Annotated in this window: 16 protein-coding genes; 9 read left to right on the plus strand and 7 right to left on the minus strand. The window is 37.8% G+C overall.

From position 1 onward, the window contains the following. The first annotated feature begins 74 nt into the window (after positions 1 to 74). Complete coding sequence (locus FW754_RS01360; protein ID WP_409510764.1) at positions 75 to 575, plus strand: YcxB family protein; 501 nt, start codon at positions 75 to 77, stop codon at positions 573 to 575. 51 nt (positions 576 to 626) lie between these two features. After that, on the plus strand, positions 627 to 1,265 hold the full coding sequence (locus FW754_RS01365; protein WP_446323627.1) for a fumarylacetoacetate hydrolase family protein: 639 nt from the start codon (positions 627 to 629) through the stop codon (positions 1,263 to 1,265). A 110-nt stretch (positions 1,266 to 1,375) separates the two neighbouring features. Here the strand turns inward: FW754_RS01365 and FW754_RS01370 are convergent, their stop codons facing one another. After that, positions 1,376 to 2,182 (minus strand): AraC family transcriptional regulator, encoded by an 807-nt coding sequence (locus FW754_RS01370; RefSeq protein WP_409510766.1) that lies wholly within the window; start codon positions 2,180 to 2,182, stop codon positions 1,376 to 1,378. A 106-nt stretch (positions 2,183 to 2,288) separates the two neighbouring features. Between FW754_RS01370 and FW754_RS01375 the strand changes: the two genes are divergently transcribed. Continuing rightward, positions 2,289 to 3,209 carry a DMT family transporter gene (locus FW754_RS01375; protein ID WP_446323628.1) on the plus strand — a complete coding sequence of 307 codons (921 nt, stop codon included), beginning with the start codon at positions 2,289 to 2,291 and terminating at the stop codon, positions 3,207 to 3,209. Positions 3,210 to 3,286: 77 nt separating this feature from the next. On the opposite strand, the gene FW754_RS01380 is transcribed toward FW754_RS01375, so the two are convergent. Continuing rightward, a complete protein-coding gene (locus FW754_RS01380; protein ID WP_446323698.1) occupies positions 3,287 to 4,531 on the minus strand; it encodes a YihY family inner membrane protein in 1,245 nt (414 codons plus the stop codon). Between the two features lie 112 nt (positions 4,532 to 4,643). Here FW754_RS01380 and wrbA point away from each other — a divergent pair, with 112 nt between their 5' ends. Continuing rightward, positions 4,644 to 5,240, plus strand: a complete 597-nt coding sequence (gene wrbA / locus FW754_RS01385) for an NAD(P)H:quinone oxidoreductase (protein WP_419346305.1) — start codon at positions 4,644 to 4,646, stop codon at positions 5,238 to 5,240. Between the two features lie 81 nt (positions 5,241 to 5,321). Here wrbA and FW754_RS01390 read toward each other — a convergent pair whose 3' ends face one another. From FW754_RS01390 to FW754_RS01410, 5 genes are all read right to left on the minus strand, one after another. Then, positions 5,322 to 5,726, minus strand: a complete 405-nt coding sequence (locus tag FW754_RS01390) for a hypothetical protein (protein ID WP_446323629.1) — start codon at positions 5,724 to 5,726, stop codon at positions 5,322 to 5,324. A gap of 209 nt (positions 5,727 to 5,935) precedes the next feature. Then, positions 5,936 to 6,796: an acyl-CoA thioesterase gene (locus FW754_RS01395; RefSeq protein ID WP_409510770.1), complete on the minus strand. Its 861-nt coding sequence runs from the start codon at positions 6,794 to 6,796 to the stop codon at positions 5,936 to 5,938. Between the two features lie 160 nt (positions 6,797 to 6,956). After that, positions 6,957 to 7,532: a xanthine phosphoribosyltransferase gene (locus FW754_RS01400; protein WP_409510771.1), complete on the minus strand. Its 576-nt coding sequence runs from the start codon at positions 7,530 to 7,532 to the stop codon at positions 6,957 to 6,959. A gap of 102 nt (positions 7,533 to 7,634) precedes the next feature. Next, the gene (locus FW754_RS01405) at positions 7,635 to 8,354 is read right to left on the minus strand and encodes a DUF3108 domain-containing protein (RefSeq protein ID WP_409510772.1); all 720 of its coding nucleotides are present in this window, start codon (positions 8,352 to 8,354) and stop codon (positions 7,635 to 7,637) included. A gap of 142 nt (positions 8,355 to 8,496) precedes the next feature. Next, positions 8,497 to 9,189 carry a hypothetical protein gene (locus FW754_RS01410; protein WP_446323630.1) on the minus strand — a complete coding sequence of 231 codons (693 nt, stop codon included), beginning with the start codon at positions 9,187 to 9,189 and terminating at the stop codon, positions 8,497 to 8,499. Positions 9,190 to 9,440: 251 nt separating this feature from the next. Here FW754_RS01410 and FW754_RS01415 point away from each other — a divergent pair, with 251 nt between their 5' ends. The 5 genes from FW754_RS01415 (at position 9,441) to FW754_RS01435 (ending at position 15,425) form a co-directional block, all read left to right on the plus strand. Further along, a complete protein-coding gene (locus FW754_RS01415) occupies positions 9,441 to 10,322 on the plus strand; it encodes a TonB family protein (RefSeq protein ID WP_446323631.1) in 882 nt (293 codons plus the stop codon). 184 nt (positions 10,323 to 10,506) lie between these two features. Next, complete coding sequence (locus tag FW754_RS01420; RefSeq protein ID WP_409510775.1) at positions 10,507 to 11,517, plus strand: hypothetical protein; 1,011 nt, start codon at positions 10,507 to 10,509, stop codon at positions 11,515 to 11,517. 240 nt (positions 11,518 to 11,757) lie between these two features. Next, a complete protein-coding gene (locus tag FW754_RS01425; RefSeq protein ID WP_409510776.1) occupies positions 11,758 to 12,207 on the plus strand; it encodes an ammonium transporter in 450 nt (149 codons plus the stop codon). Between the two features lie 26 nt (positions 12,208 to 12,233). Then, a complete protein-coding gene (gene topA, locus FW754_RS01430; RefSeq protein WP_419346315.1) occupies positions 12,234 to 14,879 on the plus strand; it encodes a type I DNA topoisomerase in 2,646 nt (881 codons plus the stop codon). Between the two features lie 99 nt (positions 14,880 to 14,978). Next, positions 14,979 to 15,425, plus strand: coding sequence for an NUDIX hydrolase (locus tag FW754_RS01435; protein WP_409510778.1), 447 nt, complete (start codon positions 14,979 to 14,981; stop codon positions 15,423 to 15,425). Position 15,426 lies beyond the last annotated feature (1 nt).

Raw genomic sequence — 15,426 nt, forward strand, 5'->3', positions numbered from 1 at the left:
GAAAGTGAAGCGAAAAGACACAAATGTGGTGTACTATTCGGACATTCAAAATATTTATTGTGTTGAAAAAAGCTATGTCAGACGTTCAGCCGACAATCTCTCTACGTTATTACTTGAATCTCGAAGAATCTCAGGATGGTTTTAAACTTGCGACTTTTGGGAAAAAACAACTCAGTCGTTTTTTGACACCTTTGGTGAGTGTAGGAATTATCGCTTGGGGGCTTTATCTTGGTTTTTCAGGGATTGGTAAATACTATGTGATGCTCGGAGGTTTTTTCCTATTGTTACAAGTTTTTATGCGTTATTGGTTTTTACCAATGATGTTTAAGCGTCAATTTATTAAGTACCAATTTGGAAAGAGTGAACAGGGTATTGAATTATTTCAAGATTACTTTGAATTGTTTACGAGTGGTCGTCCGAAGCAAAAGTTTAATTATGCCGAAGTTCAGTCTTTCTTAGTGGGTAAAATGACCTATATGATTGAGCTAAAAAATCGTACTGTGGTGATTGTACCGAAGCGAGCATTTGCACAAGCGGCAGATCAAACTGCTTTTGAAAATACCTTTAAAAAATAGATTTATATTATCGCTTTGTTTGAATTATCGCATTCTATAGAAGGGAATAAGATGAATACACGTCCATCAAAAATTGTCTGTGTTGGTCGAAGTTATGCCGAGCATGCTCAGGAATTAGGCAATGCGATTCCAGACAGCCCTGTGTTATTTATTAAACCACCGAGTAGCCTCATTTCACTTGAAGATGGGATTACTTGGAATAAAAACTTAGGTAATTTACATCATGAATGTGAATTGACTCTACGCCTTGATCAGCCTTTAAAAAATGAAACGGATCCACAAAAAGCTTTAGAAGCGATTGGTGCTGTGACACTTGGACTTGACCTTACTTTACGAGATTTACAAGATAGCTTGAAGAAAAAAGGTCATCCATGGGAACGTTCCAAAGCATTTGATGGTGCGTGTGTATTGGCAGATTGGGTCGAAGTCAGTGAAGTCAAGGCGTGGAATGCAGTGACATTTGATTTTCAGGTCAATGATCAGGTGCGTCAAAAGGGCGATACGGCATTGCTCCTTTTTAGTATCGCATATTTGCTCTGTGACATTAGCCAAGCGTTCAGCCTTGAAGAGGGTGATGTGGTGATGACGGGTACGCCTGCGGGTGTTGCAGCACTTGCATCAGGTGATCAATTGACCATGACTTTACATGGTCAAACACAAGATTTTGTATGGAAAACCTTTGTAAAATAAAGGCTTTAAATTTTTTAAATAAATGGTAAGTTATTAGAATTAATGGATTGGAATGTAAATTTCAATCCATTTTTTATAAGTGTTTTCTTGAACTTATATGTGAATCATCATCAGCTTTGACACTGTTTACGAAACTGATCAGGCGTGATATTCATCCAACGCTTAAACATATTAATGAATGCAGAAGCATTGGCATAACCCAAATCATAGGCAATATGCTCGACACTTTGCCCTCGATTGAGCATTGACATAGCTTGAGTCACTTTTAAACGCTGTCGCCATTCATGTAAAGACATGTTTAATTCTTTTTGGCACAAGCGTGCCAACGTGCGTTCAGTCATATTCATTTTCTGAGATAAGACAGCCAAATTACTTTGATCGGCAGGATGCTGATGCAAATAATCTAAAATTTTTTTAAGCCCCACATGTTCTGTATGCGGTAAATAATTTCCAATCAGTTCCGCATGTTGAAGTTGATCATGTAGAACGTGTAAAAGTCGGATGTGTTCAGGATGAGTATCGGGCAGGCGATGTTGCTTTAAATGCAGAAAAATCGCTGACACTAATGCTGAGGACAACATAATACCGGCTTGGCTTGGAAGTGCATGACACAGGCTTTCATGGATATATAACGTTCCATGTGACACAGAAGTCCGATTGAGCCCGCTATGTTGTATGTGTGGCGGTAACCATAGTCCATGAGGTGGTGGAGTAATATAGTTAATTTGATCAATAGTGACCTGCATAACACCATTAAATGCATAGATAAATTCCCCCCAAGCATGACCATGAACTGGGTAAACAGACTGTGCAGGATCATCCCTAAAATCAATCCATAAGGGTGCAACTATTTCATCATTGGTTTCGAGTTTTAACAGTTGCTCAGTCGAATGTTTTGAAAATGACTTTTTGACCATAAGTGTGAAATTGCCTGAAAGAGATGATCTTTTGTCTGAAATGAAATATATATTTCAAAATTGACAGTTTTATAGTAATGCATTGTTTATCTTTTGAGAATGCCTTGTGGATCAACGTCAGGATCTCGATTCGAAAGCCTCTATACTCATGCTCATACTGTGCATTATTTTGGGTTTACAGCAAGTGGTCTTAAAATTGGCTGCGACAGATATTTCACCGATGATGCAATTGGCATTACGTTCGGGTTTGGCAGCAATTTTGGTCTTTCCATTGATTCGTTTACCCGAAGGGGTTGGTTTATTGTCAAAAGAATATTTACGTCCTGGAATTTTGGTTGCACTTTTATTTACTGCTGAGTTTGTTTTAGTCGCTGAAGCGCTACGTTATACCTCTGCTTCACATACGGTTATGTTCTTGTATACCTCACCAATTTTTACTGCATTAGGGCTGCATTTTAAATTTCCATCTGAACGATTATCCAAATTTCAGTGGGGTGGAATTTTACTTGCTTTTATCGGCATCATTGTGACTTTTGTGGGGAGAGATGCGACACAGTCACAAAACTTGATGCAAGTGCTTTATGGTGATTTTTTGGCATTGATGGCAGGGCTATTTTGGGCATTGACGACCATTTCACTGCGTATGAGTAAATTGGGCGAAGCACATCCGACTCATACTATGTTCTATCAATTGATTGGAGCATTTGTGGTCATGTTTCCATTGGCATATTTTACAGGGCAATCGGAGATCAATTGGACATGGCTCACATTGTCGACTTTGGCTTTCCAAACTTTGGTTGTATCGTTTTTCTGTTTATTACTTTGGTTTTGGTTACTTAGACATTATCTTGCTTCAAAAATCGGTGTATTTTCATTTTTAACTCCAATTTTTGGCATGTTATTTGGAGTATGGTTCTTGGATGAAAAAATTGAATTGAATTTTATTGTCGGAACAATATTGGTGATGTGTGGAATTATGGTCGTTAGTATTCGAGGTTGGTTCAGTAATTCAAGAGCAATAAGTTAATCAAATCATTCGGCAGATTTTATGTATAAAAGCAAAAAGACCTCATTTGAGGTCTTTTTGTTTAATATTTTTGATCATTATTTTTCATCTAAAATGGTCGAAAGCGGAATAGAAAGTTTAGCCGCTAGATATTCATCAGATTCGATGAGTGCAGGGGCAATACGTTGCATCCAATGATGATTTGCTGGAATGCCACCAATTTCACTACGCCGTGGTAATGGGTAGGGTAATGCTTTATAAAATGTCCAAAAATCAATCGTATCTAAATTGCGTGCCAAGACATATTCATTATTATCTGTACGTCTAATTAACTTTTGCTTTTCAAGCATGGATACATAACTAGGCCAATGCCCAATCTCGCTACGTCCAATAATGTCTAAGGCTTCGGCATCTGTAACCACTTGACCATGCTTCTGTTTGTTATAAAACAGTTGTAATAAATCGAGTAGCATGAGAATAGGATGGCGATTTTGAGTTTGATGGGCGTGAAATGCAGTCAGAGCATAACTGATTTCTACACCAAGCAGTACGATATTCCATGATAAAAAAATCCATAATAAGAAAATAGGAATAGCCGCAAATGCGCCATACACAATGGTATAGCTTGTAAAATTGGTCATGACGAAACCAAATAGGTGTTTCAGTAACTCAAACACAACAGCACCAAATAATCCCGCAATCATCGCTGCCCGAATGGGTACAGTACGATTGGGAATAGTCCAATACAGAATGAAAAAGCCAAGAATGGTCAGACCGAAAGACAGCATTTTCAATAAAAATGCGCCATCGAGTTGATAACCGCCAAAGCTGTTGCTTAAAATGCTCATAGAGGCAAGCGTTGATGAAATTGCAAAAGCACTACCGAGTAGAATTGGACCGAGAGAAATAATCGTCCAATAACGCATGAAACCTACTATTCCACTACGGGTATCAGTGACGCGCCAAATACGATTAAACACGGTTTCAATACTTGTGAGCATCATCACTGTGGTAATAAATAAAAATAGCACACCAATTACAGTCAAATTGCTCGAATTTTCTGTGAAGACATTAAATGCCTTATCGAATGCAATACTCGTTTTAGGTAGAAAGTTGCTATAAATCATTTGTTGTAATTGTTGACGGGCGGGTTCAAGTGCTTTAATGGATGAAATAATCACTAAAAAAACCGTCAACATCGGTACAACGGCAAATAGGGTTGTATAGGTAAGTGAGCCTGCTTGCTCTCGGCAACGGTCAGCTTCAAAACGTTTTAAAACAAAAAAAATAAATTGAAACCAAGTCTTGTCGTAAAAGGGTAGTTTCTTTAACAAATTCATCATAAAGCTTGGGTCTCTGTTTTTATTCATCATTCTTACAATTTACATTACTAGCTTAACCAAAAAATGGTGAAAATATCGTATAGTTTTCTTTTTCTATAAATTTGAGTCAAAGATGCAAGCGTACGTATTGGTTTTATATTACAGCAAATATGGCTCAACCAGAGAAATGGCACACCTGATTGCCAATGGTATTGAGTCTGCAGGCGTGGCAGTAAAAATACGTACAGTACCCAATTTATCCACTGTGGTTCAGCAAGCTGAAGCGAGTATTCCTGAAGAAGGTGATATTTATTGTTCTTTAGATGATTTACAAAACTGTTCAGGCTTGGCACTTGGTTCGCCAACACGCTTTGGTAATATGGCATCGGAAATGAAATATTTTTGGGATCAAACAACAAGCCTATGGCTGAATGGTGCGTTGCACAATAAGCCTGCTTGCGTATTTACATCATCAGGTTCAATGCATGGTGGGCAGGAAAGTACATTACTCACCATGCTTCCGCCCTTGTTTCATCATGGCATGATGATTATGGGGTTAAGCAATGCAACCCCTGCTCTATCTAATACCAAAACGGGTGGAACACCTTATGGTGCAACGCATGTCAGTGGTCCACGCCATGATCAAAGCCTCAGCCAAGATGAGAAAATTTTGTGTGAAGTACAAGGTAAACGCTTAGGTGAAGTGGTTAAAAAATTACAATCATCTTGATTGATTCATTTTTGCATAAAAAGTCAGCTTAAATATGCTGACTTTTTAATGCTCACAATAAAACTTTACAACAAAGCAAAATTATTGATCTTTGTGATTGATTTGAGTTATTTGTTCAGAATCGGGTGCTTTAAAACGATGCTTGCATTTTAAACATTGATAATCAAGGTAAATATTTTGATCAACAATTTCACCTGCTTTTTTACCAAAACGATGTCCTAAAAAACCACCTGTAATGCCAATGCCGACTGCGCCAACAAGTGTACCAATAGTTCCACCCATGATGACACCGAGTGGTCCTGCAGCAACAGCACCAATAGCAGCACCTATGGTTGCACCAGATGCTGCACCACCGACTGTTCCTGCGGTTGTGCCTGCAGCAGATAATAAAACACCGCCAGTTTTTTGCAGTAATTGTTCATGATTACGTTTGGCAATTTCAGTTGAGCCACATTTTGGGCAACTTAAAGCTTGTACATCAGTCATTGATTTTTACTCGCTCGGCAAAGTCCATTTGTCTTTATCGAGTTATGGTGAATCGATACGTTTCTGTCTGTTACGAATATCTATTTTACATGTATTGTCGGTAAGCGATGTAAAGCAGATATACCTGTTTAGTATAGCTTTGAATTGTAAATCAACAATGACTGAAATTTTGATATTTTATGTCAATAGATTGGTGTGATAAGTATCCATTATTGTGGTACTCGCATGAGGCTTTCTTGCGTGACGCTACAGACAAGTTGCCCATTTTGCCATAGACGTCCGAAATTAATTCCACGTGATTGACTCGTGCGTGTAGCGTCCATGTCATAAAGTAACCATTCATCGGCTTTGAATTTGTGATGAAAATGCAGACTATGATCAAGACTTGCGCTGCGGACACTGCCATTGGCATAGCTTACGCTATGTGGTCGTAACGATGTCGTCAGTAAGTTGTAATCTGAATAATACGCAATAATCGCTTGATGGATCATGACTTGATCATGTTCGGGTGGAATAGGATCAAAGGTTTGCATATATTCGGCATACTTTGCTTCGGCTTTTTTTGGGCGAAATGGATTGAGCGGATTGATTGGATGCATGCGTAGGTTAAACTGTCGCATAATTGTTTTACGCATATATTCAGGAATATCATCAAAAATCATTTGTTTATATTCTTGCTCTGACATGAGTGTTTCTGGTGCAGGGTACTCAGGCTCAGGTAGTTGATAATTCAAACCTTCTTCAGGTTTAGCAAATGAAATCATTGCAGAAAAAATAACTTCACCATCTTGTATCGCATGTACTTGTCGTGTGGCAAGGCTTCGTCCATCTCTGAGATTTTTAACTTTAAATAAAATTGGCGCATCAGTTCGACCACTACGAATAAAATAAGCATGAAGTGAATGTGCAGGGCGATCTGTGGTTTTAGAGGCTGCAATCAGCGATTGCCCGAGAATTTGTCCACCAAATAAATGCGAGCCAAACAGTTGAGTACATTGTCCTTGAAAGAGATATTGATCGATTTGTTTTACATTGAGTAGATCAATTAAATTTTGCGTCAGTGATTGCATTGTACATCCGTGTCTAATTTTTATATGTAAACCAATATAGTAGAACGATGCACTGAAATGAATGATGAAAATGATCTTTTTATTTGAGATAAAGGTCAGGCATAAAAAAGCGCCACGAGTGATTTATCGTAGCGCTTTTCGACAATAATTTGTTTAGCTTTTATTCTTGAACAAAAGTTACTGTACCATTTGCCAAAGACTCTACACGAGCCAAAGACTCTACACGGTAACCTTTATCGAGTAGAAGTTCACGACCTGGTTGGAATGATTTTTCAATTACGATACCAATACCTACGACTTCAGCATTGGCTTGATGAATAAGATCAGCAAGACCTAATGCAGCTTGACCATTGGCAAGAAAGTCATCAATCACAAGAGCTTTGTCATTTTCATTGATGTGTTTCTTTGAAATCGCAATGGTGCTTTCAATTTGTTTGGTAAAAGAAAATACTTTTGAACGATACAAATCATCTTTAAGGGTTAAAGATTGATATTTACGTGCAAAAATAACAGGAACACCAAGTTCAAGACCTGCCATGACTGCAGGAGCAATACCTGAAGCCTCAATGGTAATAATTTTAGTAATACCTGAATCTTTAAATAGACGAGCAAATTCCTGTCCAATTTGCTGCATCATCACAGGATCAATTTGGTGATTTAAGAATGAGTCGACTTTTAGTACTTCGTCAGATAAGACAATACCTTCAGCCAGGATTTTCTGTTCCAGAGCGTGCACGGGAGATTCCTCTAAGAGCAAGGTGCTATTTATAGCAAACGCATATTTTAGAAAGCACTAAAAAAAAAGCAAGCTGAAAATGATTAAATATTGAAAAGTTACTTATTTTTTGTAACCAGTCAACAACAAGCTAAATGATGTTTTCTCATCTTGATGCGCCATTTTAACGGGTAAATAGTCCAAATTGGGTGCAAGCCAGAAGGTTGAACTTTTTGAGCCATTATCATGTGTTAAGACAACTTTAAGAGTGTTATATGTCCCATAAGGCGTTTTAACTGTTTCATTGCCTTGTTTCACAAAGCGACGTGCTTCAAGACTTTTTGCACCTGCAATCAGATAAGTTGCTTTTAATCCATTGTTTTTTAAATCTTCACGTAATTGGAGTTCAGCATTTAGTTCATCCAATGCACCTACTTTCCAAGCAAATGAGCGTGCTTTATTGCTTTTATTGGTGTTAATGACTTTAGCAGCAGGGTTAAATTTGATGCTCATCGTATCATTGTGGACTAAAACTTTACTTGTTCGAGTGAAGTTATTTGAAATGATTTGACCATTGTTGAACGTAAAATTGCTCGTTTCTGTTGCTGATGCAAGTCCTGCTGCTTTGGCTGCAAAGACATAATTCCAGTTGTTACCACTTTGGCTTAATGTACGGGTTGCTGTTCCGACATTTTTACCGTTGTAGGCAAATTGATAAGTTGCCTGAAATGGACTCATTGCATAGGCTTGTCCTGAAAAAGCTGACAGTAGCAGGACAGCAGTTGTTCCTGTAGCAAGACCTAATTTTTTAAAGACGGGTGTTTTAAATAGATATTGTGTCATTTGAAATAATCCTGTGCAAATTCAATTGCGATGGTTCATTCTCGCTATTATGCGACTCAATTAAGGAGAAGAAATCAGTTTTTAGCGCAAAAATGTAGAGTTGTGTATCTTTTGAATTTAACTTGTGTTCCGTATGCATAGGTTAAGTATTTTCTTTCTGTCGGATCGGAGTGACTGTTTCTTCAGGTAGATCCTCATCATCTTCAAAAGTAGAAGACATACGATTGACCGCAAGTTTGCTAAAGACCGCAGCTAAATTGACATTGCCTACAACAACAAGTTCGGTTTCTCTAAGTTCAGCATGGTTCACATGAACCTTGTTTAGTGTTTGCATGATTGAACGATTTTTTCCGAGCCAACGATTTAAGTCCAAATGCAGTAAATCATCTTTGACTTCAATGACATTAAATTTTTGTAAAATTGGACCTAAAGGGTCGCTATGTAAAAAATTATGATAGAAAAATACTGCGCATTTTACCGCCATTTTCATCCAAATACTTGGATAGCGTGCTTCAATAATTTCAGTATTGCTGATTTGTTCAAAGACGATTAGCTGCATATCTTTGTTAAATTCCATCTGAACCAATTTGAGGTTTACACCTAAAACCAAATGCATACCTTTGACGTTGATTGTCGCATATAGGCGTAACCAATCATCATGTAAATCGGCGTGTAAATCTTCAAGAATTTTGACATTATCGGTGACAAAACGCTTAAATGTCGCGTTCAGAAAAACTTGAGAAACAGGAAACTCTCGTTCTTCTTCTATGAATCCTTCCGCCTTTTGATATACTTGACGAATGCGATTCGCAATGTTGGTAAGCAACGTCGGCATAGATGTTTTCCTAAGTGAACGACATTTTATAGGGCTGTTATCTTGTCGATTTTTTAAAAATTTTCAAGTCTAGTGATTGCAGTTTAGCAAAATTCCATGCACCATTTTTCTTGATTTAAAATAACAGGTCGGAAATTTTTATCATCATCACGCTTTAGCATAATTGTGATAACTGTTTAAAACCACTGTAGGTTCGTACTGTTTTATACTCTTTTTGTTTTCAAGATCAGGTGTTTGATCGGTTTAAAATCATGATAAAAACGATAGTTCATTTCCCAAAGCCTGTTTCAACGTGGTGGCACGATCGCTTATTTTTAGGCGCTGTTTTAACAGCTATTCTTGTGCACGGTGGAGTTTTAGCAATACAGTTTGGTATGCCTACAGAATCAGACACACAGAGTAAAGATATTGCTGTGACATTGCGACCAAGTAGTGAAAAAATAAAAAATGCAGATTTTTTGGCACAAGAAGATCAGCAAGGTTCAGGAATATTTCGCGAAGCGCATAGAATGACCAGCGAAATGCCAGCACAGTCTGAAGATATCAGTGCAGGCGATCAGCAATTACAAGCGCTTGAACAAATTCAACAAAAACGTGAACTCAAATTTGAAGAAAAAGTGCTGATGACAGTGTTGAGTTGGCAGAAGCAAACCGAAGAGAGTGAACGTAAAAAAGCCTTAGATGAAATGCAAAGTCAGTTTCAGGCAAAAGCTGCTATGGTGGCGAGTCTAGAAGCCCAATATATGCAGAAACAGCAAAATTTTAGTCGCTTGCAACAAATTAAAACGCTTGATGGTATTCAAGCAAAACAGGATGCTTCGGCAGGCTATCTCGATAAATTTCGTGAAAAAGTAGAAGCGTACGGCAATCAATATTATCCTGATTTGGCTAAACAACAACGCTTATCGGGCGAAGTGCGTTTAATGGTAATTTTGAATCGGGAAGGTGGGATTCGTGCCATCCGTTTGATTGATAGTTCAGGACATAGTGTTTTGGATGAAGCTGCGAAAAACTCTGTTCGAAAGGGTGCGCCTTTTGGTCGTTTTGATGCCAAAATGAAAGATATTTCAGAACTACGTATTGTTCGAACTTGGCGATTTGACCCTGCAGATGCAGAATTTGAAGTCCATTAATTATTATTTTTAGATTAAAAAAACAACATTAACTCCATAATTTTACTTATAATTTATGGAGTTTTTTGATGTTTTTATTGAGTGATTTTTACCATAAAATCTATTTATTTATCTATTTTATTTGACCTTTTTCATAAAGGTTTGTGTAATATCTCTTTTCTGTTCTACACAATTATACTCTCCCATGTTAAAAAAAGTTGTTTTGCTTGACCTTGAAAATAATATGCCGACAGCAAAAATGTTAAGCGATATTGTTGAGCACTATCCTGTCATTTACTTTTTTAATTGTACAGGTCAGTTTGAGTTTGCACTTGAAGATATGACTGAGCTTTCAACATGGATCAGCAGTGGGCAGATTGTCATTTTAGAGACACCACCTGCACGTGAAAAAGAATTTGAATATGCCATGATTGTTGGACAGTTAATGGCGTTGCTTGAGCCTGAAACCCATACAGAAGTTATATCAGCCATGCCTGAAAGCACTTTGTTGGTCAAGATGATGGCTTCTTCCAATTTAGATTGTAGTTTGATTCAAATTGAACGTGAACCAGTCAAATTATCTAGTAAGAAAAAAGTATCTTTACCCGATATTGAAACGATTAGACAAAAGCCACAATTGAGCTTGGTTAAAAAATATTGTGATGCTTTGGGGCAAATGACAGGTCAGCCTAATACAGTAGAAAGTTTACGTAATTCAGTGAGTAATATTTTAAAAATTGTCCCAGAAAAAGCTCAAAATTTAGTGGGAATACTTATTAACCTAAATATTATTCGCCGTGAAGAACAGAAAGTATCTGTGCGGAAAAAGGTTTTGAAACAATGGGTCGATCTTGATCTCAATAAAGAAATTGAGCAGTCAAAATTGGAAAAAATTGATACGATTCTGGAGAATTTACAATCTGATACGCATCAATTGGTTCGCATGGATGATGCTTTAAGTGAAGATGTTCATGGTGTGCAGCGCCCTTTATTTAAAAATTTTACACAAATTGATCCCATGCAAATGGAAGTGATTCGTAAGTTGCATGATCTAAAAACAGATAAACCTAAAGATATTTATGCTTTACGTGACATGCTTGAAGAGATGTTCCCACAATCTGACATTCGACTTTTACTGAAAGAGCTGATTGAAAAAGGGTATATTTATTGGAATGGTTATGAGGTGGTTTATAGCCATGAGATGTACTTGAATTAAGACCATGACTTAGTGTTTAAAGTCATTATTTTTTGATGAATATGGGTAATCCTTTTTATTGACCAAAAGTAACGGGTAATATTCAGAATTTATTACCTAATTTCAAAAATCATAATTATATGAATGTCCTATAAATAATTATTGTTGTATTTTAATCTACCAATGAGATTGTGAAACATTTAAAACTTGCCTTTGACCTATTGCTTATGCAAATCTAATAGGAGAATGAAAAGGTGAGTTATGGAACACACAGGTCTTTGGGTTGCGATTTTTATTGGTGTTTTTTTATTGGGATCAATTTTTGGACTACGTGTCAGCCCAAGAGAAAAAGCATTGGGAATGATGCGGGAAAAAGCCCGTAAAATGGGTTTAAATCCTCGGTTAATTGTTGCACCTGATTGGACGGGTGTACCAATGGCAACAGAAAACCGTGCGAGCATGGTCGCATATTATAGTGTAATAATGCCTGATACTCGCTTACCTTTAATGCGTGCCAAAGTCGAAGATCAAAAACTGAAACTGATTCAGGGTGATGAGAAATTTAATGATTTTCCCATTGCATTAAAAGGGATTTATGCTATTGATATGCAGGCTAACTATGTGGGCATTTATTGGGATGAAGAATCAGACCTAAAAGCATCCCAGCTAGAAGATATGAAAGCATATCTACTGCATTTGGCTGAAATTTAACTTTAAAAATAGGATTAACAGTTCACATGGCGAAAGCTCCTCGCTCTACAACAAGCAAAAGCACTACAGCAGACTCTCCTGATGCTGGAAAAAAACGTGCCCTAGTGATTGTGGAGTCGCCTGCAAAAGCGAAAACCATTAATAAATATCTTGGCTCAAATTACATTGTGAAATCATCGGTTGGTCATGTTCGTGATTTACCTACTGGTGGTTCAAGTAAGTCGACTGAAAAAAAACCAGTAACACGCACCAAATTGACGGATGAACAGAAAGCTGAAAAAGCTCAAAATGCCCTCGTTAATCGTATGGGCGTTGATCCAGAACATGATTGGAAAGCCAAGTACGAAGTATTGCCAGGTAAAGAACATGTCGTTGCGGAACTGAAAAAGCTTGCTTCACAAGTTGACGAAGTTTATCTCGCAACGGATATGGATAGGGAAGGGGAAGCGATTGCTTGGCATTTAAAAGAAGTGATTGGTGGTGATGAGTCACGTTATCAACGTGTAGTCTTCAACGAAATCACTAAAAATGCGATTCAAGAAGCCTTCAAACAACCTTCTCGCCTTGATATTGATAAAGTTAATGCACAACAAGCACGTCGTTTCTTAGACCGTGTTGTGGGCTTTATGATTTCACCATTACTTTGGGAAAAAATTGCCCGTGGTTTATCGGCAGGTCGTGTTCAATCTGTTGCCACTAAACTTGTTGTTGAGCGTGAACGTGAGATTCGTGCTTTTATTCCTGAAGAATATTGGCAAGTTTTTGCTGATACGAAATCTAAAAAAGATCACATTCGTTTAGAAGCCGTCAAACAAGGTGGTAAAACTTTAAAATTGCAAAATAAAGCGCAAACAGATGCTTTATTAAAAATTTTAAATGATGCGGAATATAAAGTCGCTGTACGTGAAGATAAACCAACCAAGGTTAATCCAAGTTCGCCGTATATCACATCGACTTTGCAACAGGCAGCCAGTACCCGTCTGGGCTTCTCAGTGAAGAAAACTATGATGTTGGCACAGCGCTTGTACGAAGCTGGTTTTATTACCTATATGCGTACTGACTCAACGTTCTTAAGTGATGATGCAGTCAATATGGTACGTACACATATTGAAACTGAATTTGGTCAAAAGTATGTTCCTGTAAAGCCAAATCGTTATGGTAATAAAGCAGGTGCGCAAGAAGCCCATGAAGCGATTCGTCCATCTGATGTGACTTTAAAAGGTGACAGCTTAGTAGGTGTGGAACGTGATGCACAGCGTTTATATGATCTGATTTGGCGTCAGTTTGTGGCATGTCAGATGACACCTGCTGAGTATTTGTCATCGACTATTCTGGTAGATGCTAATGGCATTGAACTCAAAGCCAAAGGTCGTACTTTAGTTTTTGATGGTTTTACCCGTGTTCGTGGTCAAAACAAATCTGATGATGATGTATTATTGCCTGCTGTAAAAGTTGGTGAAGTTTTAAGTCTTGAAAAACTTGACCCTTCACAGCACTTTACTAAACCGCCTGCACGTTTTACTGAAGCATCGTTGGTCAAAGAGTTAGAGAAAAAAGGCATTGGTCGTCCATCGACTTATGCTGCGATTATTTCGACTATTCAAGACCGTGGTTATGTGAAGCTTGATAACCGTCGCCTTTATGCAGAGAAGATGGGCGAGATTGTTACAGATCGTCTAGATGAAAACTTTAATAATCTGATGAATTATGCATTTACCGCAGATTTGGAAGCTCAACTCGATAAAGTTGCCGATGGTGAACGTAATTGGAAAGAACTACTCAATAGCTTCTATGGCGATTTTAAACAGCGTTTAACCAAAGCTCAGGGTGAAAATGGCATGCGCCGTAATTTACCTGTCGAAGTTGAAGCTGTGCATTGTAAAGAATGCGAACGCCCAATGCAGATTCGTACAGGTACAACAGGCGTATTCTTAGGATGTTCAGGTTATAACTTACCACCGAAAGAGCGTTGTAAAGGAACGTTGAACCTGACACCTGTAGAGTCACTTGCAATTTTATCTGATGATGACTCTGCTGAAACTGCAGATTTGATGTCGAAAAAACGTTGTCCAATCTGTGAAACAGCAATGGACAGTTATGTGATTGATGGTGGACGTAAATTACATATTTGTGGGAATAATCCAGATTGTGATGGTTATGAGCTTGAAGAAGGTGAGTTCAAGATCAAAGGCTATGATGGTCCAACTATTCCATGCGATAAGTGTGATGGCGAAATGCAGTTGAAAACTGGGCGTTTCGGTCCTTATTTTGCCTGTATGAGTTGTGATAATACGCGTAAAGTTTTAAAAAGTGGTCAGCCTGCACCACCTCGTGTAGATCCGATCAAAATGGAACATTTACGTTCAACTAAGCACGATGACTTCTTTGTTTTACGTGATGGTGCAGCAGGTTTATTCTTAGCTGCAAGTAAGTTCCCGAAAGTTCGTGAAACTCGTGCACCGAAGGTTGCAGAGCTACGTACCGTTGCTGATCAGCTTGATCCAAAATACCAATTTATTTTGCAAGCACCCGATCAAGATCCTGAAGGAAACCCAACTTTGGTAAAATTCAGTCGTAAAAACCAAGTGCAATATATTGGTTCTGAAACGCCTGAAGGAAAACAAACCAAATGGTCTTTGGTTTACCAAGATGGAAAATGGGTTGAAGCTTAAGTTTTAGCGCGCTTAAAAATACAAATAAAATGCTCACTTTAGTGGGCATTTTTTATATGATGTGAAATATATAATTGAATAAAGTGAAGTCACTTACTTATGATTCCAATTCGTTCAGTCGTCGTTTCAGCCGTTCTATTATCAGAAATAGAAGGTGAACTCAAAATTTTGCTAATGAACCGTGTTAAGGGTAATTTTTGGTGTCATGTTGCAGGTAAAGTTGAGCCTAACGAAACTGCGAGTCAAGCTATATTACGTGAAATTCTAGAAGAAACGGGCACTCATGTTCAGCAATTATTTAGTGCAGATTTTATTGAACAGTTTTATGAACCGAGCTTAAATGTGATTGAAATGATCCCTGTCTTTGTTGGCTATTGTGAGCCGAATCAGAGCATTGAATTGAATCATGAACATACAGAATATCAGTGGTGTAGTATACAAAAAGCAAAAAAATTAGCAGTATTTTCAAATCAGAGAAAGTTGTATGATTTTATTTGGGAAAATTTCGTACTACAAAAGCCATCATTACTCCTAAAAATTAAATAAA

Source organism: Acinetobacter sp. 1207_04 (genome assembly GCF_052850415.1).